This window comes from Luteimonas padinae, assembly GCF_014652935.1.
Lineage (GTDB): Bacteria > Pseudomonadota > Gammaproteobacteria > Xanthomonadales > Xanthomonadaceae > Luteimonas > Luteimonas padinae.
Genome location: NZ_BMZT01000007.1, coordinates 120,925 through 141,914 on the forward strand (window position 1 = coordinate 120,925; position 20,990 = coordinate 141,914).

The 20,990-nt window shown below is 71.5% G+C and carries 18 protein-coding genes, 2 pseudogenes and 1 riboswitch; of the genes and pseudogenes, 9 read left to right on the forward strand and 11 right to left on the reverse strand.

Annotated elements, in window-relative coordinates; genetic code table 11:
- Positions 1-2 precede the first annotated feature (2 nt).
- Positions 3-1,070, forward strand: coding sequence for a DNA polymerase IV (gene dinB / locus IE168_RS09565; protein WP_189497651.1), 1,068 nt, complete (start codon positions 3-5; stop codon positions 1,068-1,070).
- Positions 1,071-1,090: 20 nt separating this feature from the next.
- Here the strand turns inward: dinB and IE168_RS09570 are convergent.
- The 4 genes and pseudogenes from IE168_RS09570 to IE168_RS09585 all read right to left on the reverse strand — a co-directional run.
- A pseudogene (locus tag IE168_RS09570) lies at positions 1,091-1,381 on the reverse strand (lipid-A-disaccharide synthase N-terminal domain-containing protein); the annotation flags it as partial.
- A complete protein-coding gene (locus IE168_RS09575; protein ID WP_189497834.1) occupies positions 1,378-2,151 on the reverse strand; it encodes a glycosyltransferase in 774 nt (257 codons plus the stop codon). The gene IE168_RS09575 and the pseudogene IE168_RS09570, both read right to left, overlap by 4 nt.
- A gap of 2 nt (positions 2,152-2,153) precedes the next feature.
- Complete coding sequence (locus IE168_RS09580; protein ID WP_229823387.1) at positions 2,154-3,767, reverse strand: phosphoethanolamine transferase; 1,614 nt, start codon at positions 3,765-3,767, stop codon at positions 2,154-2,156.
- 268 nt (positions 3,768-4,035) lie between these two features.
- Positions 4,036-5,751, reverse strand: coding sequence for an ArnT family glycosyltransferase (locus tag IE168_RS09585; protein ID WP_425490151.1), 1,716 nt, complete (start codon positions 5,749-5,751; stop codon positions 4,036-4,038).
- Between the two features lie 122 nt (positions 5,752-5,873).
- Here IE168_RS09585 and IE168_RS09590 point away from each other — a divergent pair, with 122 nt between their 5' ends.
- Genes IE168_RS09590 through gph form a run of 3 tightly spaced genes read left to right on the forward strand, consistent with a single transcriptional unit; the run spans position 5,874 to position 8,591 of the window.
- On the forward strand, positions 5,874-6,569 hold the full coding sequence (locus tag IE168_RS09590) for a response regulator transcription factor (RefSeq protein ID WP_189497656.1): 696 nt from the start codon (positions 5,874-5,876) through the stop codon (positions 6,567-6,569).
- A complete protein-coding gene (locus tag IE168_RS09595; RefSeq protein WP_189497658.1) occupies positions 6,559-7,845 on the forward strand; it encodes a sensor histidine kinase in 1,287 nt (428 codons plus the stop codon). Before IE168_RS09590 ends, IE168_RS09595 begins: the two co-directional genes overlap by 11 nt.
- A gap of 56 nt (positions 7,846-7,901) precedes the next feature.
- Positions 7,902-8,591 carry a phosphoglycolate phosphatase gene (gene gph / locus IE168_RS09600; protein WP_189497660.1) on the forward strand — a complete coding sequence of 230 codons (690 nt, stop codon included), beginning with the start codon at positions 7,902-7,904 and terminating at the stop codon, positions 8,589-8,591.
- Between the two features lie 157 nt (positions 8,592-8,748).
- On the opposite strand, the gene btuB is transcribed toward gph, so the two are convergent.
- The 3 genes from btuB to IE168_RS09615 all read right to left on the reverse strand — a co-directional run bounded on the left by btuB (position 8,749) and on the right by IE168_RS09615 (position 11,967).
- Positions 8,749-10,626 (reverse strand): TonB-dependent vitamin B12 receptor, encoded by a 1,878-nt coding sequence (btuB, locus tag IE168_RS09605; RefSeq protein WP_189497662.1) that lies wholly within the window; start codon positions 10,624-10,626, stop codon positions 8,749-8,751.
- A gap of 128 nt (positions 10,627-10,754) precedes the next feature.
- Positions 10,755-11,009: riboswitch (cobalamin riboswitch) on the reverse strand.
- Between the two features lie 104 nt (positions 11,010-11,113).
- Positions 11,114-11,485 carry a TfoX/Sxy family protein gene (locus IE168_RS09610; RefSeq protein ID WP_189497664.1) on the reverse strand — a complete coding sequence of 124 codons (372 nt, stop codon included), beginning with the start codon at positions 11,483-11,485 and terminating at the stop codon, positions 11,114-11,116.
- Entirely contained in the window at positions 11,482-11,967 is a 486-nt protein-coding gene (locus tag IE168_RS09615; protein ID WP_189497666.1) for a GAF domain-containing protein, read from the reverse strand. The genes IE168_RS09610 and IE168_RS09615 overlap by 4 nt, the downstream gene beginning before the upstream one ends.
- On the opposite strand from IE168_RS09615, the gene bioD reads away from it, so the two are divergent.
- From bioD to IE168_RS09630, 3 genes are all read left to right on the forward strand, one after another.
- Entirely contained in the window at positions 11,966-12,694 is a 729-nt protein-coding gene (bioD, locus tag IE168_RS09620) for a dethiobiotin synthase (RefSeq protein ID WP_189497838.1), read from the forward strand. The genes IE168_RS09615 and bioD overlap by 2 nt on opposite strands.
- 148 nt (positions 12,695-12,842) lie before the next feature.
- Positions 12,843-14,105, forward strand: a complete 1,263-nt coding sequence (locus IE168_RS09625; RefSeq protein WP_189497668.1) for an efflux RND transporter periplasmic adaptor subunit — start codon at positions 12,843-12,845, stop codon at positions 14,103-14,105.
- A 5-nt stretch (positions 14,106-14,110) separates the two neighbouring features.
- Positions 14,111-17,275: a multidrug efflux RND transporter permease subunit gene (locus IE168_RS09630; RefSeq protein ID WP_189497670.1), complete on the forward strand. Its 3,165-nt coding sequence runs from the start codon at positions 14,111-14,113 to the stop codon at positions 17,273-17,275.
- A gap of 111 nt (positions 17,276-17,386) precedes the next feature.
- Here the strand turns inward: IE168_RS09630 and IE168_RS09635 are convergent, their stop codons facing one another.
- The 3 genes from IE168_RS09635 to prpF all read right to left on the reverse strand — a co-directional run bounded on the left by IE168_RS09635 (position 17,387) and on the right by prpF (position 19,637).
- Positions 17,387-17,788 (reverse strand): phasin family protein, encoded by a 402-nt coding sequence (locus IE168_RS09635; protein WP_189497672.1) that lies wholly within the window; start codon positions 17,786-17,788, stop codon positions 17,387-17,389.
- A gap of 269 nt (positions 17,789-18,057) precedes the next feature.
- Positions 18,058-18,420, reverse strand: a complete 363-nt coding sequence (queD, locus tag IE168_RS09640) for a 6-carboxytetrahydropterin synthase QueD (RefSeq protein ID WP_189497675.1) — start codon at positions 18,418-18,420, stop codon at positions 18,058-18,060.
- 5 nt (positions 18,421-18,425) lie between these two features.
- The gene (gene prpF / locus IE168_RS09645; RefSeq protein WP_189497677.1) at positions 18,426-19,637 is read right to left on the reverse strand and encodes a 2-methylaconitate cis-trans isomerase PrpF; all 1,212 of its coding nucleotides are present in this window, start codon (positions 19,635-19,637) and stop codon (positions 18,426-18,428) included.
- Between the two features lie 121 nt (positions 19,638-19,758).
- Between prpF and IE168_RS09650 the strand changes: the two genes are divergently transcribed.
- Together IE168_RS09650 and IE168_RS09655 are read left to right on the forward strand one after the other, a co-directional pair.
- Positions 19,759-19,989, forward strand: a complete 231-nt coding sequence (locus tag IE168_RS09650) for a DUF4160 domain-containing protein (protein WP_229823356.1) — start codon at positions 19,759-19,761, stop codon at positions 19,987-19,989.
- On the forward strand, positions 19,986-20,465 hold the full coding sequence (locus tag IE168_RS09655; RefSeq protein ID WP_189497679.1) for a DUF2442 domain-containing protein: 480 nt from the start codon (positions 19,986-19,988) through the stop codon (positions 20,463-20,465). Before IE168_RS09650 ends, IE168_RS09655 begins: the two co-directional genes overlap by 4 nt.
- Positions 20,466-20,783: 318 nt before the next feature.
- Here IE168_RS09655 and IE168_RS14540 read toward each other — a convergent pair.
- Positions 20,784-20,969 (reverse strand): annotated as a pseudogene (locus IE168_RS14540) (type II toxin-antitoxin system ParD family antitoxin); the annotation flags it as partial.
- Between the last annotated feature and the right edge of the window lie 21 nt (positions 20,970-20,990).

Genomic DNA, 20,990 nt, shown 5'->3' on the forward strand with positions numbered 1-20,990 from the left:
CCATGCGCAAGATCCTCCACATCGACATGGACGCCTTCTACGCGTCGGTGGAGCAGCGCGACGATCCCGGCCTGCGCGGCCGCCCGGTGGTGGTGGCCTGGCGCGGCGCGCGCTCGGTGGTGTGCGCGGCGTCGTACGAGGCGCGGGTGTTCGGCGTGCGCTCGGCGATGCCGGCCGCGCGCGCCGAGCGGCTGTGCCCGGAGGCGGTGTTCGTGCCGCCGGACTTCGCGCGCTACAAGGCGGTGTCGAAGCAGGTGCGGGAGATCTTCCTGCGCCACACCGACCTGGTGCAACCGCTGTCGCTGGACGAGGCCTACCTCGACGTGACCGCGCCGAAGGTCGCCTCGCCCAGCGCCACCGAGTCCGCGCGCATGATCCGCGCCGAGATCCGCGAGGCGACCTCGCTTACCGCGTCGGCGGGCGTCGCGCCGAACAAGTTCCTCGCCAAGATCGCCTCCGACTGGAACAAGCCCGACGGGCTGTTCGTGGTGAAGCCGTCGCAGGTCGAGGCCTTCCTGACGCCACTGCCGGTGTCGAAGATCCCCGGCGTGGGCAAGGTGATGGAGAAGAAGCTGGCCGACATCGGCGTGGCCACCGTCGGCGAACTGCGCGGCTTCGCGCTGGAGGAGCTGCAGGCGCGCTTCGGCCGCTTCGGCGCCGGCCTGTACCGGCGCGCCCGCGGCATCGACGAGCGCCCGGTCGAACCCGACCAGCCGGTGCAGTCGATTTCCACCGAGGACACCTTCGCCAGCGACCTGCGCCTGGACGAGCTGGGTCCGGCGATCGAGGCGCTGGCCGCCAAGGCCTGGGCCGCGACCCGGAAGACCGAGCGCGTTGGCCGCACGGTGGTGCTGAAGCTCAAGACGTCGGACTTCCGCATCCTGACCCGCAGCTTCACGCCCGACGCGCCGCCCGCGTCGGAGGCGGAGTTCGTCGCCATCGCGCTGGCGCTGCGCGAGCGCGTGCAGCTGCCGGCCTCGACCCGCTACCGGCTGGCCGGCGTCGGCCTGGCCGGATTCCGCGACGCCGACGAAGTGCCGGTCCAGGCGCCGCTGTTCGCATCCGCCTGAGCGGGCGCGGCGCGCGTCGGGCGCAGCTCCAGCCACAGGCTGTAGGCCGCGGTGAGCGCCGGCAGCAGGTTCTGCAGCACGCCCACGGCGTCCTGCTTGTCCGAGAACAGGAAGTACGACAGCGTCATCGCGCTGCCGCAGAGGCTGATGATCCAGAAGCTGCGTGGCACCACCGCGCGCCCGGCGCGGCGCGAGGCGCCGAACTGCACCAGCCAGCGCGCGCCGAACAGCAGGGCGCCGGCCAGGCCGACCAGCTTCCACGGTGTCAGCGCGATGCCGGTCCATGCGAGTGCTTCGATGGTCCCGTTCATGACAGCAGCTCCGTGCTGCGGATGATGCGTTCGTCGGCGACTGCGCAGGGGTTGCGCCGCAGCAGCCACAGCACGCCGCGCAGGTCGCTGATGCCGACCAGTGCGCGGCCGAGGTTGTCGTACTTGCTCTGGCCGTGGCGGCGCGGGCGGTGGTTCACCGGCACGCTGAGCGTGCGCCAGCCCGCGCGCTGCATCAGCGCCGGCAGGAAGCGGTGCATGTGGTCGAAGGCGGGCAGGTCGAGGAAGGCGTCGCGCGCGAACAGTTTGATCCCGCAGCCGGTGTCCGGGGTGGCGTCGTGCAGCAGCCGGGTGCGGATCGCGTTGGCGATGCGCGAGGCCCAGCGCTTGCTGGCGGAATCCTCGCGCCGCACGCGCCAGCCGGCGAACAGGCGCACGCTGTCGTCGGCGTCCGCGCGTGCCTGCAACAGCCGCGGCAGGTCGGCGGGATCGTTCTGGCCGTCGCCGTCGAGGGTCGCGACCCAGTCCGCCCGCGCGGCCTTGACCCCGGTGCGCAGCGCGGCGCTCTGGCCGCTGCGCGCGCGGTGGCGGAGCACGCGCAGCTGCGGGCGGTTCGCGGCACAGGCGGCCAGCGCCGCGGCGGTGTCGTCGTCGGAGGCGTCGTCAACGCAGACGATCTCGTAGCGGGTGACGTGGCGCAGGGCGGCGTCGATCTCGTCGAGCAGGGCGGGCAGGTTGTCGGCTTCGTTGTAGGCGGGCACGACGACGCTGAGCGCCGGCGGCAGCGGACGCCGCGAGGAGGGGAGGTTCATGGTCATGTGCTGCATCCCGAAAAGAGATCGTCGTCACTGTGGTAGAGCGAGGTGCGTACCCCGAACAAACCAAGCACCGAGTGGAAGAGCTGGTCGTGGCTCGCCGGCGCGGTGGCGCTCGCTCGCAGGCAGGACAGGTCGGCATGGCGGGCCGCGACCAGCCCCGGCGACAGCCAGGCCACCATCGGCACCTTCTTCTGCGTCTCCGGTGCGATCGCCCAGGGCAGGCCGTGCAGGTACAGGCCGTTCTCGCCGAGCGACTCACCGTGATCGGACACGTAGAGGAGGGCGCTGTCGCGGTCCTGGCGGCGGGCAAGCAGGGTGATCACGTCGGCGAGCAGGTCGTCGGTCGCCAGTACCGCGTTGTCGTAGCTGTTCACCACCTGTTCGCGACTGCAGTGGCCGAGGTCGTCGCTGTCGCAGGTGGGACGGAAGCGTCGCAGGTGCAGCGGCGTGCGGGCGTGGTAGGCCGGACCGTGGTTCCCGAGCTGGTGCAGCACGATCACCTGGTCGCCGGGGACGCGGTCGATCGCGGCATCCAGCCCGTCGAGCAGGATCCCGTCGTAGCACCCGTGCGAGGCGCAGTGGGCACCGGCCGCGGTGGCACGCATGGTGTCGATCTCCAGGCCGGTGCAGACGCCCTTGCAGCCGGACTGGTTGTCGCGCCACAGCACGTGCACGCCGGCATGCTCGAGTACATGCAGCAGCGACTCGGAGTTGTCGAGGAGCGCCTTGTCGTATCCCGCCCGGCCATCGGGAGAGAACATGCACGGCAGCGACACTTCGGTACTGGTGCCGCAGGCGGTGACGTCGCCGAAGTTGATCACGTTGGACATGGCGAGGCGCGGCGTGGTCTGGCGTGCGTAACCGTTCAGGCCCCAGTTCTGCGCGCGCGTGGTCTCGCCGACCACCAGCACCAGCAGGCGGGGCCTGGCGTGGAGCGGGCGGGCGGCGACCACGGCATCGCGGCCGAGGACGCGGCGTGGTCCCTTCGCCGCGCGGTCTCCGTGGATGACGGTGGCGGTGGCCACCACCACGTTGCCGGGCGTGATCAGGTGGCGCAGTTCGCGGTGGTTGCGCATCAGCGCTGACAGGTCCTGGAAGCCGGCAAGCGCACTGCCGGCGGCGAGCAGGGCCAGGGCCGCCATGACGCCCAGCCGTACGACCGCCGCGCGTGCCGGTCGTCGCCGCAGCAGGCGGACGCGCGCCAGCAGCAGCAGCGGCAGGCCGGCGTATGCGACCAAGGCCGGCAGCAGGCTCCACGTCAGCAGCTCGCGGGCCTCGAAAGCGTCGGTATGAAGCACGTTGCGCACCATGTCGGTGTCGAAGTAGACGCCGTACGCAGTCATGTAGTGGTTGGCCGCGGCACCGGCCAGCAGCAGCACCCCCAGCACCGGCCGCGCCATGCGCCCATGCAGCAGGACGCAGAACAGGAAGGCCTGCAGGGCGAAGACGAGCGCAAGGAGGGACGCCGCCGCGAGCGCGCCCGAGACACCGGCGAGCGCGCCGGTTGCGAACACCGCGCGCCAGAACGGCACGTTGCCGGCGAGGACGAAATAGAGGCTGGCCCAAAGCGCCAGGGCTTCGGTGGAAAGGGTGGGCCGCCACGCGAGCATCCGCGCATTGACCTGGTGCGGATGCCACCGCGACAGTGCGACGATGCTCAAGGCGCGCGCTCCGCCGGCGCATGCCGCTGCCATCTATCGCCGATGCACGTGGCGGCCATGACCACCCCCGCCCAGACGGTCCTGCATGCCATCAGGCCGCCTTTTGCGGGGTGCATGGTGGAGATGGTGGTGGGCATCGCAGGCGTCGGCAGCGTGGGGTGGCGGAATGATCCGGGCGCCGCTGTCGGAGAGCCGTTGGAGCGATGTTGGCGCTTCGTTAATCAATGTCCCCGGCGAATGGCGGCGCCTGGCACTGCGGATCGACCGCGGTCCCGGGCACCAGCCACCAGTCCTGCCGGCTGGCATGGCCGATCATCCGCGCGCGGCCGCGGTCGACGCAGGGCCCCAGCGCGGGCTCCGGCATCCAGAGCCAGCGCCGCTCCGGCGCCGCCGCCACCCAGTCCGCGGCTTCGCGCCACTGCAGGTGCAGCGGCTGTTTGAAGCCGAACTCCTGCATCGGGCGCCCGGCCTGCAGCATGTGCTGCTCGCGCCAGGCGATCGCGCCGAGTTCGCCCTGCACGCCGATGCGCGCCGAGACGTCGCGCATCAGCGCCCGCCCCGAGCTCGAATCATCCAGCGCCGGCGCCAGCACCAGCCCGTAGCTGGCCCACAGCAGGGCCGTGAACAGCAGCAGGCCGGAGCCCACGCGCGGCCCGCGGAAGGCCGCGGCCAGCGCCCAGGCCGCGGCACCGAGTGCGCCCAGTGCCCAAAGGAAAGCGCGCATGTCGGCCGGCGCGATGCCCCGGGTTCCACCCAGCCGCGTCGCCCAGTCGGCGTCGGACAGGCCGCTGCCGGCGGCGCCCAGCAGCAGCGCGCCGCACAGCAGCAGCCAGCCCGACAGCAGCCACTGCACGCCGGCGCGCCGCAGCAGCGCCGGCAGCAGCGGCGCCGCGGCCAAGCAGAGCGCGGGCAGCGCGGGAAAGATGTAGACCTCGCGCTTGCCCGGGCTCAGCGAGAAGAACAGCAGCACCAGGGCCGCCCAGCCCAGCAGCAGCGCGTGGCGCGGATCGCCGCGGCGCAGGCGCCGCCACCAGGCCGGCAGCAGCCAGGGCAGCAGCAGGGCGCCCGGCAGCCACAGGGTCGCGATCACCTGCGCGTAGTACCAGGGCGGCTGCACGTGGTGCCAGGCGTTGACGTAGCGGGTGCCGGTCTGGCGGAACAGCAGCTCGTGCGCATAGGCCTGCAGTGCGGGGTCGGGCTGGCGCAGCAGCGCGATGCCCAGCGGTGCCAGCCAGACCGCCGCGCCCGCGGCGAAGGCGGCCAGCCCGAGGGCCGCATCGCCGGCGACGCGCGCACCGGGCCGACGTGGCCACCGCCGTCGCAGCCCCGGCCACAGCCAGGGCAGCAGCACCAGCACCGGCAGGAAGCCCACGCCCTTGGTGACGGTGCCGAGCCCGGCCGCGAACAGGCCCAGCGCCAGCCAGCGCCGCCGGTATCCGTCCAGCAGGTAGCGCAGCAGCGCGCACAGCGACAGCGTGGTCATCAGCACCAGCACCATGTCGATCTGCGCGCGCTTGGCCTGCAGGCCGAACTGCAGGCAGACGAACAGCGCCGCCGCCGCCCACGGCCCGTGCCGCGGCGACCACAGCCGCGCGCCCGTGCGCCGCACCAGCCACAGCGTCGCCAGCGCCGCCAGCAGCGACGGCAGCAGGAACGCCACCCGCCAGTCGCGGACCAGGGTCCAGGCGGCCGCCTGCATCCACATGAAGACCGGGGGCTTTTCGGCATAGAACTCGCGGCCCCGGCGTGGCAGCAGCCAGTCGCCGCTGTCGACCATGGCGCTGGCGGCCAGGACGAAGCGCGGCTCGTCCGGCGGCGAGGGATCGCGCAGGCCGATGCCGGCGGCCAGCGCGAACAGCAGCAGTGCCAGCAGGAGCCAGCGGGGCGGGAGCGGCGTGCGGGCGGGGCGCGGCGGCGGCATCGGCGTCTGCATCGGGGGACCGGGTGTCCGGGCGATGGTGTCCGGCGGCACGTGGGAGAATCGTCGGAGCGCGCCGCCTCCGACATCGTTCCGACGTCGGCGCGCGCAGCCTGTCGGCCCCACCGGAGCCTCCCATGCGCCTGCTGGTCGTGGAAGACAACCAGAGCCTGGTCGCCAATCTCTTCGATTACTTCGAAGCGCGCGGGCACGTGCTCGATGCCGCCCCGGACGGCCCCACCGGCTACCACCTCGCCTCGACCCAGGCCTACGACGCCCTGGTGCTGGACTGGATGCTCCCGCGGCTGGACGGCCGCGAGGTACTGCGGCGGCTGCGCGAGGCCGGCCACGACATGCCGGTGCTGATGCTGACCGCGCGCGACGAGCTTCCCGACAAGATCGCAGGCTTCCGCGCCGGGGCCGACGACTACCTGACCAAGCCCTTCCAGCTGCCGGAGCTCGAGGTCCGCATCGAAGCCCTGGTGGCCCGGGCCAGCGGCCGGGGGCGCGGTCGCGTGCTCGAGGTGGCCGACCTGCGCTACGACCTCACCACCCTCGACGTCACCCGCGCCGGCCGCAGCCTGCACCTGTATCCGGCCTGCCGGAAGCTGCTGGAAGTGCTGATGCGCGCCAGTCCGGCGGCGGTCACGCGCGAACGGCTGGAGCAGGCGCTGTGGGGTGATGACCCGCCGGACGGCGACATGCTGCGCTCGCACGTCTACGAACTCAGGCGCAGCATCGACGGTCCGTGGCCGGTCAAGCTGCTGCACACGCTGCCGCGGATCGGCTACCGCCTGGGCGAACCGGCCAGCGGGGACGACGATGCCGGCTAGGAGCAGTCTGCGGCGGCGGATGGTGCAGGGGCTGCTGGCCTACGCGCTGCTGGTTTCGGTGGCGGTGTACGGCTACGGCTTCCTGGTCAACGAGCGCGCCGAGCAGCTGGTGTGGACGGCGCTGCTGGAGGCCGAGTTCGACCACATCGAAGACCGGCGCGCGCTCTCGCCCGACGAGCGCTGGAGCGATACCGAGACCCTGTTCCTGTACGGCGACGAGGCCGCCAGCCCGCTGCCGGACGCACTGCGCGGCCTGGCGCCCGGGCTGCATGACGAGGTGGTGTTCGGCGGCAAGGAATGGGTGGTGCTGGTGCGCGAGGTGGACGGCCGCCTGTGGGCGCTGGCGCTGGACATCGGCGATTTCGAGCGGCGGGAAATCTTCGTCGCCGCCAGCGTGCTGGCCGCGATGCTGGTGATGGTGGCGCTGCTGGGCCTGGCGATCGGCTGGGGCGTCGACCGGCTGATGCGGCCGATGCGCGAGTTCGCGCAGGACATCGCGGGCCTGAGCCCGGACCGGGCCGGCCAGCGCATCGCGCTGCCCGCGGACGCCAGCACCGAGCTGGCGGTGATCGCCGATGCGCTCAACGACTTCATCGTGCGCAACGAGCAGTACGTCGAGCGCGAGCGGGCCTTCATCGACAGCATGAGCCACGAGCTGCGCACGCCGGTGTCGGTGATCGCCGGCGCGGCCGAGCTGGCGGCCGCGCAGCCCGGCGTCCCGGACGCGGCACGCCAGCAGATCGCGCGCATCCGCCGCACCGGGCACGAAGTCGAGCGGCTGATCGCGCTGCTGCTGGTGCTGGCCAAGGATCCCGGGCGGCTGGCGCGGTCCAGCGACTGGATCGATCTGGCCGAGCTGCTGCCCGAGATCATCGACGACCACCTGCCGATGGCGCGCGAGAAGGGCCTGGCGGTGGTGCTGGCCGCGCCGGCGCGCTGCGACATCCTGGCGCCGCTGCCGGTGGTCCAGGCCGCGATCGGCAACCTGTTGCGCAACGCCATCGAGAACAGCGACAGCGGCACGATCGACATCCGCGTCGACGGTGGCGCCGTGGTCATCGACGATCCCGGCCACGGCATGACGCCCGAAGAGATCAGCGCAATCTATGCGCGCATGGCGCGCGGGGGCGGCGGTCGCGAGCGCGGCGGCATCGGCCTGGACCTGATCTCGCGCCTGTGCGGGCATCTCGGCTGGACCTTGGACATCGCATCGCGGCCGGGGCAGGGCACGACCACGCGCCTGGACCTGTCGGCGGCGCGCGGCACCCGCGGATAGCCCCGCGCCCGCGCCCGGGGCGACAATGGGCGTCCCCGAAGCCGAGGAGGCGCCGCGTGTCCTTTCCGTATGCCCTGGTGCTGTTCGACCTCGACGGCACCCTGGTCGACAGCGCTGCCGACATCGCCGAGGCGGTGAACCGCACCCTCGACGAACTTGGCCACGCCCGCGAGGACGAGGCCACCGTGCGCTCGTGGATCGGCCTGGGCACGCGAGTGCTGCTCGACAGCGCCCTGCGCCATGCCGGCAGCACCGCCGACGTGGATGCGGTGATGCCGCGGCTGATGGTCCACTACGAGGACTGCCTGCTGCTGCACGCGCGCCTCTATCCCGGCACCGTCGAAGCGCTCGAAGCGCTGGCAGACGCCGGCGTGGCGATGTCGATGGCGACCAACAAGCCCGAACGCATGGCGCGGGTGCTGGCCCACGCCATGGGCATCGACCGTTATTTCACGCATGTCGTCGGCGGCGACACGCTTGCCGAACGCAAGCCGCACGCGATGCCGCTGCTGCATCTGGCGGCGCTGCACGGCGTGGCTGCCGCGGACACGCTGATGGTCGGCGATTCCGAGGCCGACGCCGGCGCGGCGAAGGCCGCCGGCATGGACCTGGTGCTGCTGCGCCACGGCTATCCGCGCGACTTCGACCTGGAAAGCGCGGGTGCGGTGGCGGTGCTCGACGACCTGTCGACCCTGCCGTCCCTCAGCTCACCGCCCGACACCGCCCCGTCCGACACCGCCCTGTAGGAGCAGCTACAGCTGCGACTCCGAGGTCACATTCCATGTGACCTTTGGTGATCCGTCGCGAGGTCGGGGTCGCAGCTGTAGCTGCTCCTACAGGGGCGTGGGGCGGCGCCTTGCGGTGCGGGGCAGCGCACCGCGGGGCAGCCCGCGCTTCCGAGGCTCAGTTGGCGGGGGCGTAGCGCAGCGTCAGGCCGTATTCGCGGCCGGGCTGGTTGTACCAGGCGATGGTCTCGTACTCGCGGTCGAACACGTTCGAGGCCCGCGCCTGCAGCGTCCAGTCGGCGTTGATCGCGTACTCCACGCGCAGGTCGAGCGTGCCGTATCCGCCCAGGCGCACCAGGTTGGCGGCGTCGTCATAGCGCTCGCCGCTGCCGAAGCCGGTCACGCCCACGCGGAAGGCGCCGAAGGCGCGGTCCACGTCCACGCGCGCGGTATTGCGCGAACGCCGCGGCAGCCAGTGGTCGTGGTTGGCGCCGGCGCTGCGGTTGCGCGGGTCGATGTGGCTGAGCTCGGCGTTGATGTCCCAGCCGGCCAGCGACACGAAGCCGGTCAGCTCGGCGCCGCGGATGCGCGCCTCTTCGACGTTGAGCAGGGCGAAGTTCGTGTCGTAGCCGATCAGCTCGTCGATGTCGGTCTGGAACACGTTGAAGGTCCAGTTCCAGCCCTGGCCGAACTGCGCGATGCCCAGGTTCAGCGTCGTCGACTCCTCCGGCTCCAGGTCCGGATTGCCGTAGACCGGGTAGTACAGGTCGTTGAAGGTCGGGACCTTGAAGCCGGTGCCGGCGCTGGCGGTGAAGCGGAAGCCGTCGCCGAACTTCAGGCCGTAGCCGAGGCTGCCGGTGGAGTGCCCGCCGAACTGCTCGTTGTCGTCGTGGCGCACGCTGGCGTCCAGGCTGTGCGCGCCGAAGCTGCCCTGGTACGCCAGGAACAGGCCGGTGTTGTCGCGGTCCTTGACGGTGAAGTCGGTGCTGCTGGTGACCTTGTCGCGCAGCCAGTCGACGCCGGCGCTGAGCAGCTGGTCTTCGCCGACGCTGAAGTCGCCCTGCACGGAGGCGGTGTCGCGGCGGGTCTCGAAGTTGCTGGCGAAGGTCCGCGTGCCGGTGGCGTGGTCGTAAAAGTGGTTGTTCGACTTGTCGTCGGCGCGGCCGATGCGGACGTTGACGTCGGTGCCCTGGTTCGGGCGCCAGCCGAGGCGGCCACCGAAGACCTGCTGCCGGGTGTCGGCCTCGTTGCCGCCGAAGATGCTGCCGTCGTATTCGTTGAAGGCGTCGGCCACCAGCGCATGGCCCTCCAGCTCCACGGTGTCGCCGAGCTTGCCGCCGCCGCGCACGCTCACCGAGGTGTTGCGGTAGCCGTCGCGGTCGGGTTCGTCGGCGAAGCAGCCCGCGCCCCAGCCCTCGGCGGTGCCGCGGCAGGAGTCGATGCCGTCGGTGCGCTGCCAGGCGCCCTGGGCCTGGAACCAGCCGCGCTCGCCGGAGCTGCCGATGCCCGCGGCGGCCTGGCGCAGGCTGTTGCTGCCAAGCCCCAGACTGAAGTTGGAGCGCAGGCCTTCGCCGGCCGCGGCGCGGCGGGTGAAGATCTGGATCACGCCGCCGATGGCTTCGGAGCCGTACAGGCTCGAACGCGGGCCGCGCACGATCTCGATGCGCTCGATCTGGTCCAGCGGCAGGTCCTGGAACATCACCATGCCCGAGGTCGCCGAGCCGATGCGCACGCCGTCCACCAGCACCAGCACGTGGTCGGATTCGGTGCCGCGCAGGAACACCGAGGTGAGCTTGCCCGGGCCGCCCTGGTTGGCGAGGTTGATGCCGGCGCGGCCGCGCAGCAGCTCGGGCAGCGAGGTCGCCTGGCTGCGCTCGATCACCGCGCGGTCGATCACCTGCACCGGGACGTTGGCGTCCTCGGCGTTGATCGCGGTGCGGGTGGCGGTGACCACGACGGTGTCGAGGTCGGTGGCCTGGATCGCGCCGGAGGCCATCGCGGCCGGGGAAAGCGCCAGCGCGATGGCGATGGAAAGGAGCGGGAACTGCGGCTTCATCGGTGTCTCCATGCGTCGCGCGCGCCCGCGCGACGGGTCACAGGGCGGCTGCGAGCAGGGGGAGGCGACGGAAGGAGACGTGCGGGGAAGGCCACGGCGCGCTGCCGCCGCGATGCCCTCCGCATCGCAACCAGTCATTACTCCGGGCCGGTCTCCGGGCTTGCGGGAAGGGCGCTGCGATCGGTGGTCCGAGCGCCGCGTCCGGCCCCGGCGCCTTCCCGTGCGATGCACAGTGGCGGTTTGCCGGGGTTGTTCCACGCTTACCGTTGCGGGGGCAGCGCCGGAATGCTTCCGCCGGCCATGGTGGCGGGCGGGAGGTCACCGGCTTCCCGTTTCAACCCTTGGGGGAATCCCCGCAGGTCACCAGAAGTGGCGCGCAGTCTAAGCCATCGCCAGCGGCGACGCCAAAGCCCTCGCACCCTCGTCGCAGGGGGCGACGTGGCGGCAGGCGCCTGGCGGCAGGGATCGCGCGGGAGCGGCGGTTGATTCAGTCGTCGGCGGGTTCGTTGACCGGGCGTGGCTCGGCCATGCCGTCCCCGGCCTGCATCACCGTGGTCCTCACCGGTCCGGCTGGCGGCCGGTTGCGCGGCGGCGGCAGCTCGGCGATCGCCTCCTCGGCCGCGGCCACGAGTTCCGCGCGGCGGTCTTCCGGCACGTCCTGCCAGTGGCAGTCGCGCAGCGCGCCTTCGAGCGAGTACAGCAGGTTCAGGCTGGGCTTGAAGCCGGCGCGCTTGATGCGCATGAAGGCTTCCAGGGGGCCGGCCTCGACCAGGTCCTCGGGCGTCCTCAGGCCCACCTGGCGCAGCCAGGCGGCTGATTTCGGCCCGATGTTGCGCATCTTGAGCGGCGGTGCGCTCATGTCCCCAGCGATTCCAGATACACGCGCGCGATCTCCTCGAGTCCCCGCTGGTCATCAACGTCGAACCGGCCCGGAACCGGACTGTCGAGGTCGAACACGCCGACCAGCGCGCCGTCGCGGAACAGCGGAACCACCAGTTCCGAGCGCGAGGCGGCGTCGCAGGCGATGTGGCCCGGGAAGGCTTCGACATCCTCGACGCGCTGGGTTTCGCCGCTGCTGGCCGCGGCCCCGCAGACGCCGCGGTCGAGCGGGATGCGCACGCAGGCGGGCTGGCCCTGGAAGGGGCCGACCACCAGCTCGGTGCCGTCGAAGAAGTAGAAGCCGACCCAGTTGAGGTCGGGCAGCGCGTGGTAGACCAGCGCCGACAGGTTGGCGGCGTTGGCGATGCGGTCGCGTTCGCCGGCGAGCAGGGCGCGCGCCTGGGCGGCGAGCCCGGCGTACTGTTGCGGCTTGTCGCCGCTTAGACTTTGCGTGGTGAACATGCAGACGAGTCTAACGCGCGGGATCCTGGTCACCGGGACCGACACCGGCGTCGGCAAGAGCCTGGCCAGTGCAGCCCTGCTGCACGCGCTTCGGGCCCGCGGCCTGCGCGCGGTGGGAATGAAGCCGGTCGCGGCCGGCTGCGATGCGACGCCGGCGGGATGGCGCAACGAGGATGCGCTGGCGCTGCAGGCGGCCAGCGATCCGGTGCCGGCCTACGACGACGTCAATCCCTGGGCGCTGCCCGAGCCGACCGCGCCGCAGCTGGCCGCGCGCGCGGCGGAGGTGGAGGTCACGCTGGCGCCCATCCTGGCGGCGCATGCCCGCCTGGCGGCGGCCGCCGACGTGGTGGTGGTCGAAGGGGCGGGGGGCTGGCTGTCGCCGCTGGCCGACGGCATCGAGCACGCCGACCTCGCGCATGCGCTTGAGCTGCCGGTGGTGCTGGTGGTGGGGCTGCGCCTGGGCTGCCTGAGCCACGCCCGGCTGTCGGCGCGCGCCATCCAGGCCGACGGCTGCCGGCTGGCCGGCTGGATCGCCAGCGCAGTGGATCCGGACTTCGGGCGCGGCCACGACTATCTCGCGCTGCTGCGCGACGCGCTGCCCGTCCCCTGCCTGGGCGTCCTGCCCTGGGCGCCGGCGCCGGCCGACCCGGCCGCGCTGGCGTCGACCCTGTCGTCCGCGGCCTGCGCCATCGCCGAAGACGGGTGGACGCGCTCCGCGCAGGCCTAGGAGGGGCGGGCCCTCGTCCCGCCTCGACATCGCCGCACATGCGTCCGTGCCAGCATGGGCGCATGTGCGCGGCCCTGACTTCCTGCACGTTACCGGCCGCGCGCCGATGCTATACTTCCCGGTTCAGAATCTCCCCCGAGGACCCCTCATGCGCCGCATCGCCCTGATCCCGATCCTGCTCGCGGCCCTGGCGGCCTGCGGCGGGGAGGACGCGCCACAGGCGCCGCCGCCGCCCGAGCTGGGCGTGGTGGCGGCGCAGTCCACCGACGCGCCGCTGCGCCTCGATCTCGTCGGCCGGCTGGCCCCCTACCGCAGCGCCGACGTGCGCGCGCGCGTGCCGGGCGTGGTCCAGCGCCGCGTCTATCAGGAGGGCAGCGACGTCAAGGAAGGCCAGGTGCTGTTCGAGATCGATCCGGCGCCGCTGCGTGCCGCCGCCGGCGAGGCCCGGGCGGCGCTGGCCCAGGCCACGGCCAACCAGGCCAACGCCCGCGCCGCCGCGGCGCGCGCGCGCAGCCTGGCGCCGCAGAAGTACATCTCGCAGTCCGACCTCGACAACGCGCTGGCCGCCGAGCGCAGCGCCAACGCCGCGGTGCAGGCCGCGCAGTCGGCGGTGGAGAGCGCGAACATCAACCTCGGCTACGCCACCGTGCGCGCGCCGATCGCCGGCCGCGCCGGCAAGCAGCAGGTGACCGAGGGCGCGCTGGTCGGCCAGGGCACGGCGACGCTGCTGACCACGGTCGACCAGATCGACCCGCTGTACGTGAACTTCAGCATGGCCGCCGGCGACCTCGACCGGATCCGCGGCATGCAGCTGGACCGCGACGGGCCGGTGGCGGTGCAGGTGCTGCTGCCCGACGGCAGCACCTACGCGCATCCCGGCGAAATGGATTTTTCCGGCGACATCGTCGATCCCGACACCGGCGCGGTGTCGCTGCGCGCGACCCTGCCCAACCCCGACCGGCGCCTGCTGCCCGGCACCTACGTGACCCTGGTGGCGACGCTGGGCGTGCAGCACGGCGTGTTCCGGGTGCCGCAGGCCGCGGTGCAGCGCGACGCCACCGGTGCCTACGTGCTGGTGGTCGGCGCCGACGGCAACGTGGCCCGCAAGGACGTCGCCACCGCGCGTGCCGACGGCGGCGACTGGATCGTGACCAGCGGCCTGGCCGCCGGCGACCAGGTGGTGGTGTCGGGCCTGCAGCGCGCGCGCGTGGGAGAGCCGGCGACGGCGGCGCCGTGGCAGCCGACGGCCGCAGCGGCAGCAGGCGCGCAGGGCGCGGCAGGTGCCGCTGGCGCGACGCCGGATGCGGACGAGGGCGCAGCCGATCCGGATGCGGCGGATCCGGCCGCCAGTGCGGCTGACGCCGCCGATGCAGCGCCGGCCGACGGTGCCGCCAGCGGTCGCCGGGACTGACGCCGATGCCTCGCTTCTTCATCGACCATCCGGTCTTCGCCTGGGTCATCTCGATCCTGATCGCGCTCTCGGGCGTGATCGCCCTGCTCAACATGGGCGTCGAGTCGTATCCCAACGTCGCGCCGCCGCAGGTCACCGTGGGCGCGAGCTATCCCGGCGCCGACGCGGCCACCACCGAGCGCGCGGTCACCCAGGTCATCGAGCAGCAGCTCACCGGCATCGACAACCTGCTGTACTTCAGCTCGAGCTCCAGCTCGTCCGGCCGCGCCAGCATCACCCTGACCTTCCAGACCGGCACCGACCCCGACATCGCCCAGGTGCAGGTGCAGAACAAGGTCGCGCTGGCCACCCCGCGACTGCCCAGCGAGGTCACCCAGCAGGGCGTGGTGGTGGCCAAGGCCAACGCCGGCTTCCTGATGGTGGTGGCGCTGCGCTCGTCGAACCCGGCGATCGACCGCAACGCGCTCAACAACCTGATCGGCGCCAGCGTGCTCGAGCAGATCTCGCGCGTGCCCGGCGTCGGCAGCACCCAGCAGTTCGGCTCCGAGTACGCCATGAACATCTGGCTCAACCCGGACCGGATGCAGGGCTACGGCCTGTCCGCCACCCAGGTGCTGGCGGCGGTGCGTGGCCAGAACGTGCAGTTCGCCGCCGGCTCGATCGGCGCCGACCCCGCGCCCGAGGGCCAGGGCTTCACCGCCACGGTCTCGGCCGAGGGCCGCTTCGCGACGCCGGAGCAGTTCGGCGACATCATCCTGCGCGCCGATGCCGACGGCAGCACAGTGCGGCTGAAGGACGTCGCCCGGATCGAGATCGGGGCGTCCGGCTACGGCTTCGACACCCGGTTCAACGGCGTGCCCACGGGCGCCTTCGCGGTGCAGCTGCTGCCCGGTGCCAACGCGCTCACCGTGGCCGAGGGCGTGAGCTCGCGCATGGACGAGCTGCAGGGCAGCTTCCCGCATGGCGTGGAGTGGTTCTCGCCCTTCGACAGCACCACCTTCGTGACCATCTCCATCAAGGAAGTCGTCAAGACCCTGATGGAGGCGATGGTGCTGGTGTTCCTGGTGATGCTGGTGTTCCTGCAGAACCTGCGCGCCACCATCATCCCGACCCTGGTGATCCCGATCGCGCTGCTGGGCACCTTCCTGGGCCTGAGCATCATCGGCTTCACCGTCAACCAGCTGACCCTGTTCGCGATGGTGCTGGCGATCGGCATCGTGGTCGACGACGCGATCGTGGTGATCGAGAACGTCGAGCGCATCATGACCGAGGAGGGCCTGCCGCCGCGCGAGGCCACGATCAAGGCGATGGACCAGATCACCGGCGCGGTGGTCGCGATCACCCTGGTGCTGGCGGCAGTGTTCATCCCCAGCGCGCTGCAGGGTGGCGCCTCGGGCGAGATCTACAAGCAGTTCGCGATCACCATCGCGGTGGCGATGGCGTTCTCGGCGTTCCTGGCGCTGGGCTTCACCCCGGCGCTGTGCGCGAGCTTCCTCAAGGCTTCCGACGTGCACCATGGCGACGGCGAGGGCGGCGGCAAGCGCCAGAACGTGGTCTACCGCACCTTCAACCGGTACTACGACCGGGTGGCGGCGGTCTACGTGCGCCACATCGGCAGCGCGATCGGCCACGCGCCGCGCTGGATGCTGGTGTTCGCGGTACTGGTGGTGGCCACCGGCCTGCTGTTCACGCGCCTGCCGGGCAGCTTCCTGCCCGAGGAGGACCAGGGCTACGCCATGGCGATCGTGCAGCTGCCGCCGGGCTCCACCCTGCAGCGCACCCAGGCCGTGTTCGAGGACGTGCGCGCGACGCTGGAGCAGGTCGACGGCTACGAAAGCATGATGCAGGTGGCCGGCTTCAGCTTCATCGGCCAGGGCGAGAACGTCGGCATGGCCTTCATCAAGCTCAAGGACTGGGGCGAGCGCGAGGGCACGGTGCAGGACTTCCTGCAGGCCGCCAACGGCGCGCTGTACGGCATCCGCGATGCGCAGATCTTCGTCGTGAACCTGCCGACGGTGCAGGGCCTGGGCCAGTTCGGCGGCTTCGACATGTACCTGCAGGACCGTGCCGGCCTCGGCCGCGAGGCGCTCACCTCCGCGCGCAACCAGCTGCTGGGCGCGGCGGCGCAGGATGCGGCGCTGACCGCGGTGCGCCCGAACACGCTCGAGGACGCGCCGCAGCTCAAGCTCACCGTCGACCGCGTGCAGGCGCAGGCGATGGGGCTGTCGGTCAGCGACATCTACAACGCGATCCAGCTGATGCTGGCGCCGGTGTACGTCAACGACTACTTCGCCGATGGCCGCGTGAAGCGCGTCAACATGCGCGCCGACGCGCCCTACCGCACCGATCCCGGCTCGCTGGCGCGCTACTACACGCCCGGCCCGATCGGCGCCGAAGGCGAGCGGAGCATGATCCCGCTGTCCAACGTGGTCGATGCGCAGTGGACCATGAGCACGCCGTCGCTGACCCGCTACAACGGCTACTCGGCGGTGAACATCGTCGGCTCGCAGGCGCCGGGGCACAGTTCGGGCGAGGCCATGGCCGCGATGGAGCGCATCGTCGACGAAGAGCTGCCCGCGGGTTTCGGCTACGACTGGGCCGGCATGTCCTACCAGGAGATCATCGCCGGCAACACCGCAACGCTGCTGCTGGTGCTGTCGGTGGTGGTGGTGTTCCTGTGCCTGGCCGCGCTGTACGAGAGCTGGTCGATCCCGGTGGCGGTGCTGCTGATCGTGCCGCTGGGCATCCTGGGCGCGGTGGTGTTCACCATGCTGCGTCCGGGGCTGTCGAACGACATCTTCTTCAAGATCGGCATGGTCACGGTGATCGGCCTGGCGGCGAAGAACGCGATCCTGATCATCGAGTTCGCGGTGCTGGAGCGCGCCAACGGCAAGCCGCTGCGCGAGGCGGTGGTCGAGGCCGCGCGCATGCGCTTCCGCCCGATCCTGATGACGTCGTTCGCCTTCATCATGGGCGTGCTGCCGATGGCGCTGTCTACCGGCGCCGGCGCCAACGCGCGCCATGCGCTGGGCACGGGCGTGATCGGCGGCATGCTGTTCGCGACCTTCCTCGGCCTGCTGCTGATCCCGGTGTTCTTCGTCAGCGTGCGTCGCGTGCTGGGCGAGCGGCTGGATGATGCCGCGCCGGCCAAGGCGCTGGCGAAGGACTGAGGCACGAAAAAACCCGGCAGCCTTCGCTGCCGGGTCCGGTGTGTGGGGCGACGCGCGGGGAGAGGAGCGCGCGTGCCCCGGTTCCGTTGCCGGAACCCTTGACGCCGTTGCTTACTTGCGGCCCTTGCCGGTGGCCGCCTTGGTGGCGGTCTGCACGGCTTCCTCGGCCTTGGCCTGGGCGGCCTCGACCTGGCCCTTCGCGATCTGCGCGATGGCCTCGTTGGTGGCCACGGCCTGGCCGAAGACTTCCTGGCCGGCGCTGACCGAGCGCTCGAGGCTCTCGCGGGCGGTCTGGACGCCCTTCGGCCACACGGCCTTCAGGCCGTCGAAGTCGCGGACCTCGGCCAGCTCGCCCCAGAAGGCGAAGGCGGCGTTGGTGTTCTGCTCGAGGGTCGACAGCTGCAGGCCGAAGGCCTTCTCGGCACCGGCCAGGGCCAGGCGGTTGACCTGGGCGGCGGTGTCGGCGAACTGGCGCGCGGTGCTGGCGAACTGCTCGTTGATGTTCTGGTACATGGCGGGCTCCTGCTGGTGTCCGGCAGGGATTGCCGGTTTGTGCGGTGCAGCATAACCCGCCCGATGTTGCGGTGCAACAACCGTTCCTCGGTGCGTTCAGCCGGCGCTGCGCCGCGTGTCCGGGCGCCGTGCGCCGTGCGCCCGAATGCCGCGCGCCTGTAGGAGCGGCTACAGCCGCGACCCGGGATTGCGGTCGAGTCGGAGGTCGCGCTCGGGTCGCGGCTGCAGCCGTTCCTACTGGGGGGTGTTTGGCGTCGGGCAGGGCGGCGTTATGGCGTCGGGCCGCGATAGCGGCAGCCCGAAGTGCAGGTCTCATGCACCACCACCTCGGACAGCTGCGGCAACGCCGGCCGCAGCCGCTCCCAGATCCACGCCGCCAGCCGCTCGCTGGTCGGGTTCTCCAGCCCCGGAATGTCGTTGAGGTACTGGTGGTCAAGCTGCTCGTACAGCGGCTTGAACGCGGCCTTGATGTCGGCGAAGTCCATCACCCAGCCGGTGTCGGCGCCGGGCTCGCCGGAGACGTGCAGCTCGATCCGGAACGAATGCCCGTGCAGGCGCGAGCACTTGTGGCCCTTCGGCACGTTCGGCAGCCGGTGCGCGGACTCGATGGTGAAGACCTTGAAGATGTCCATGGCACTCACTCCATCGTTCCGGCGGGCACGCGCACCGCGCCTTCCATCAGCACGCGCGCGCTGCGGCTCATGATCGCCTTGGTGGCGGTCCAGCGGCCGTCGACTTCGGCGGCCTCGGCGCCCACTCGCAGCGTGCCGGACGGGTGCCCGAAGCGCACGGCGTCGCGGGCGCCGCCGCCGGCCGCCAGGTTCACCAGCGTCCCGGGAATCGCCGCCGCGGTGCCGATGGCCACCGCGCAGGTGCCCATCATCGCGTGGTGCAGTTTGCCCATCGACAGCGCGCGCACGTTGAGGTCGATGTCGGCGGCGGCGACGGCCTTGCCGCTGGAGGCGACGTAGCCCTTGGGCGGCGCCACGAACGCGACCTTGGGCGTGTGCTGGCGGGTGGCAGCTTCTTCCGGCGCCTGGATCAGGCCCATGCGCAGCGCGCCGGCAACGCGGATCGCCTCCAGCGTGGCGAGCGCCGCGCGGTCCTCGTTGATCGCCGGCTGCAGCTCGGTGCCGTCGTAGCCGATGTCGGACGCATTGACGAAGACGGTGGGGATGCCGGCGCTGATCATGGTGGCCGGCAGCGTGCCGAGGCCCGGCACGTCGAGTTCGTCGACGAGCTGGCCGGTGGGGAACATCGCGCCGCCGTCGCCATCGTCGTCGGACGGATCCATGAACTCGAGCACGATCTCGGCCGCCGGGAAGGTCACGCCGTCCAGCTCGAAGTCGCCGGTTTCCTGCACCTCGCCGTTCGCCAGCGGCACGTGCACCACGATGGTCTTGCCGATGTTGGCCTGCCACACGCGCACGGCGAAGGTGCCGTCCTGCGGCAGGCGCGCGGGGTCGATGAAACCGTTGGCGATCGCGAACGGACCGACCGCGGTGCTGAGATTGCCGCAGTTGCCCGACCAGTCGACGAACGCGGTGTCGATCGAGACCTGGCCGTAGAGGTAGTCGACGTCGTGGCCGGGCCGCGTGGAGCTGGAGATGATCACGCACTTGCTGGTCGACGAGGTCGCGCCGCCCATGCCGTCGGTGTGCTTGCCGTAGGGGTCGGGCGAGCCGATCACGCGCATCAGCAGGGCATCTCGCGCCGGGCCGGGCACGCGCGCGGCCTCGGGCAGGTCGTCCAGGCGGAAGAACACGCCCTTGGAGGTGCCGCCGCGCATGTAAGTGGCGGGGACGCGCAGTTGGGGAGCGGGGAGGTGGGGATTGGGCTGACGGGACATTGCGCAAACACCGGAGAGTTCAGGCAGGCATTGTTCCATGGAACCGGGCAGCCCCCGGGAGGACGCTGGCGGGCAAGTCTTCGAACGCTATGTTAAAAGTGCAATCATTGCACTATTATCAATGCCAACACTCGCCCGCCTGTCCGGCTGCACCCTCACCATGTACGCAGCAGACCACCAGCCGCCGCATTTCCAGGTCCGCCTGCGCGACGGCCGCGAGGCGCTGGTCGAAATCACTTCGCTTCGGCCGCTGTCCAGCGCGATCGCGCCGCGCGGACTCGCAGCAGCCATCGAGTGGGCGGCAGCCAACAGACCGGTGCTCGAGGCCACCTGGCGGGAGCTGAATCCATGAACCAGCCGCAGTTCCTTATCAGGCGGGTTGCGGTCACCGGCGCCACGCGGTTGAAGCTCGACTTTGCCGACGGTCAGGCGCTCGATGTCGATCTCGCCGGGACGATCGCCCGCCATCCGGTGCTTGCTCCACTGGCCGATCCGTCGGTGTTCACGCGGGTCGCGCTGGACGAGTGGCGTCGCGGGGTCATCTTTGCCGACGACGACAGATTGGCCCTGGCCAGCGACAACCTCCGCGCACTCGGGGTGGAGCAGGCCGGTGGATTCTCTCACCAGCAACTGCTGGTCTGGATGGCGCACCACGGTTTGACGCTCGATGCTGCAGCCGAGGCGTTGGATGTGAGCAGGCGGATGCTCGCGTACTACCGTAGCGGCGCCAGGCCGATTCCACGCACCGTCGGCCTGGCCATGCTCGGCTGGGAGGTCGTGCACGGGCGCGCAGCGGACCCCGCCTTCGAGTACGGAGAGGCTGCCTGAGGCGCGGCGTCGCGCTGTACCCGGCTCAGGCGCCGTCCGTGATCTCCGGTTCCACCAGCTTCGCCAGCAGTTCAAGCGACTCCTGCCAGCCCTGGTAGCAGGCGTCCACCGGGATCGCTTGTTCTCGACCAGCTCGATGTGGCTGCCGCCGGAGACTCCACCTGCGCCAGCAAGCGTTCCGCCAATGGCAGGCCTCCCTGTTGCGCGTACCAGTACGCTGTTTCCGCCACGTCGAGACGGGCCCGGGGCCGCCACTCCACCGGCTTCACGGACCAGGCGCTCCCCCAGTTCCTTGCGCATCCGGGCGAAGGTTTCCTTCGACACCGGCTCCGCCGGCCCGGACGCCAGCCCTCCGGCGATGAGTTGGCGCAGGAATTCCGCCGCCTTTTCACGCTGGCGCTGGCGGATCATGTCGCGCATGCCGTCCGACGTGCTGGCGAAGCCCCCTTCGCGGACTTCCTGCTCGACGAATTCCCTGAGCTGGTCGGGGAGGGAGACGTTCATCGTGGCGATGGCGGGCTCCAA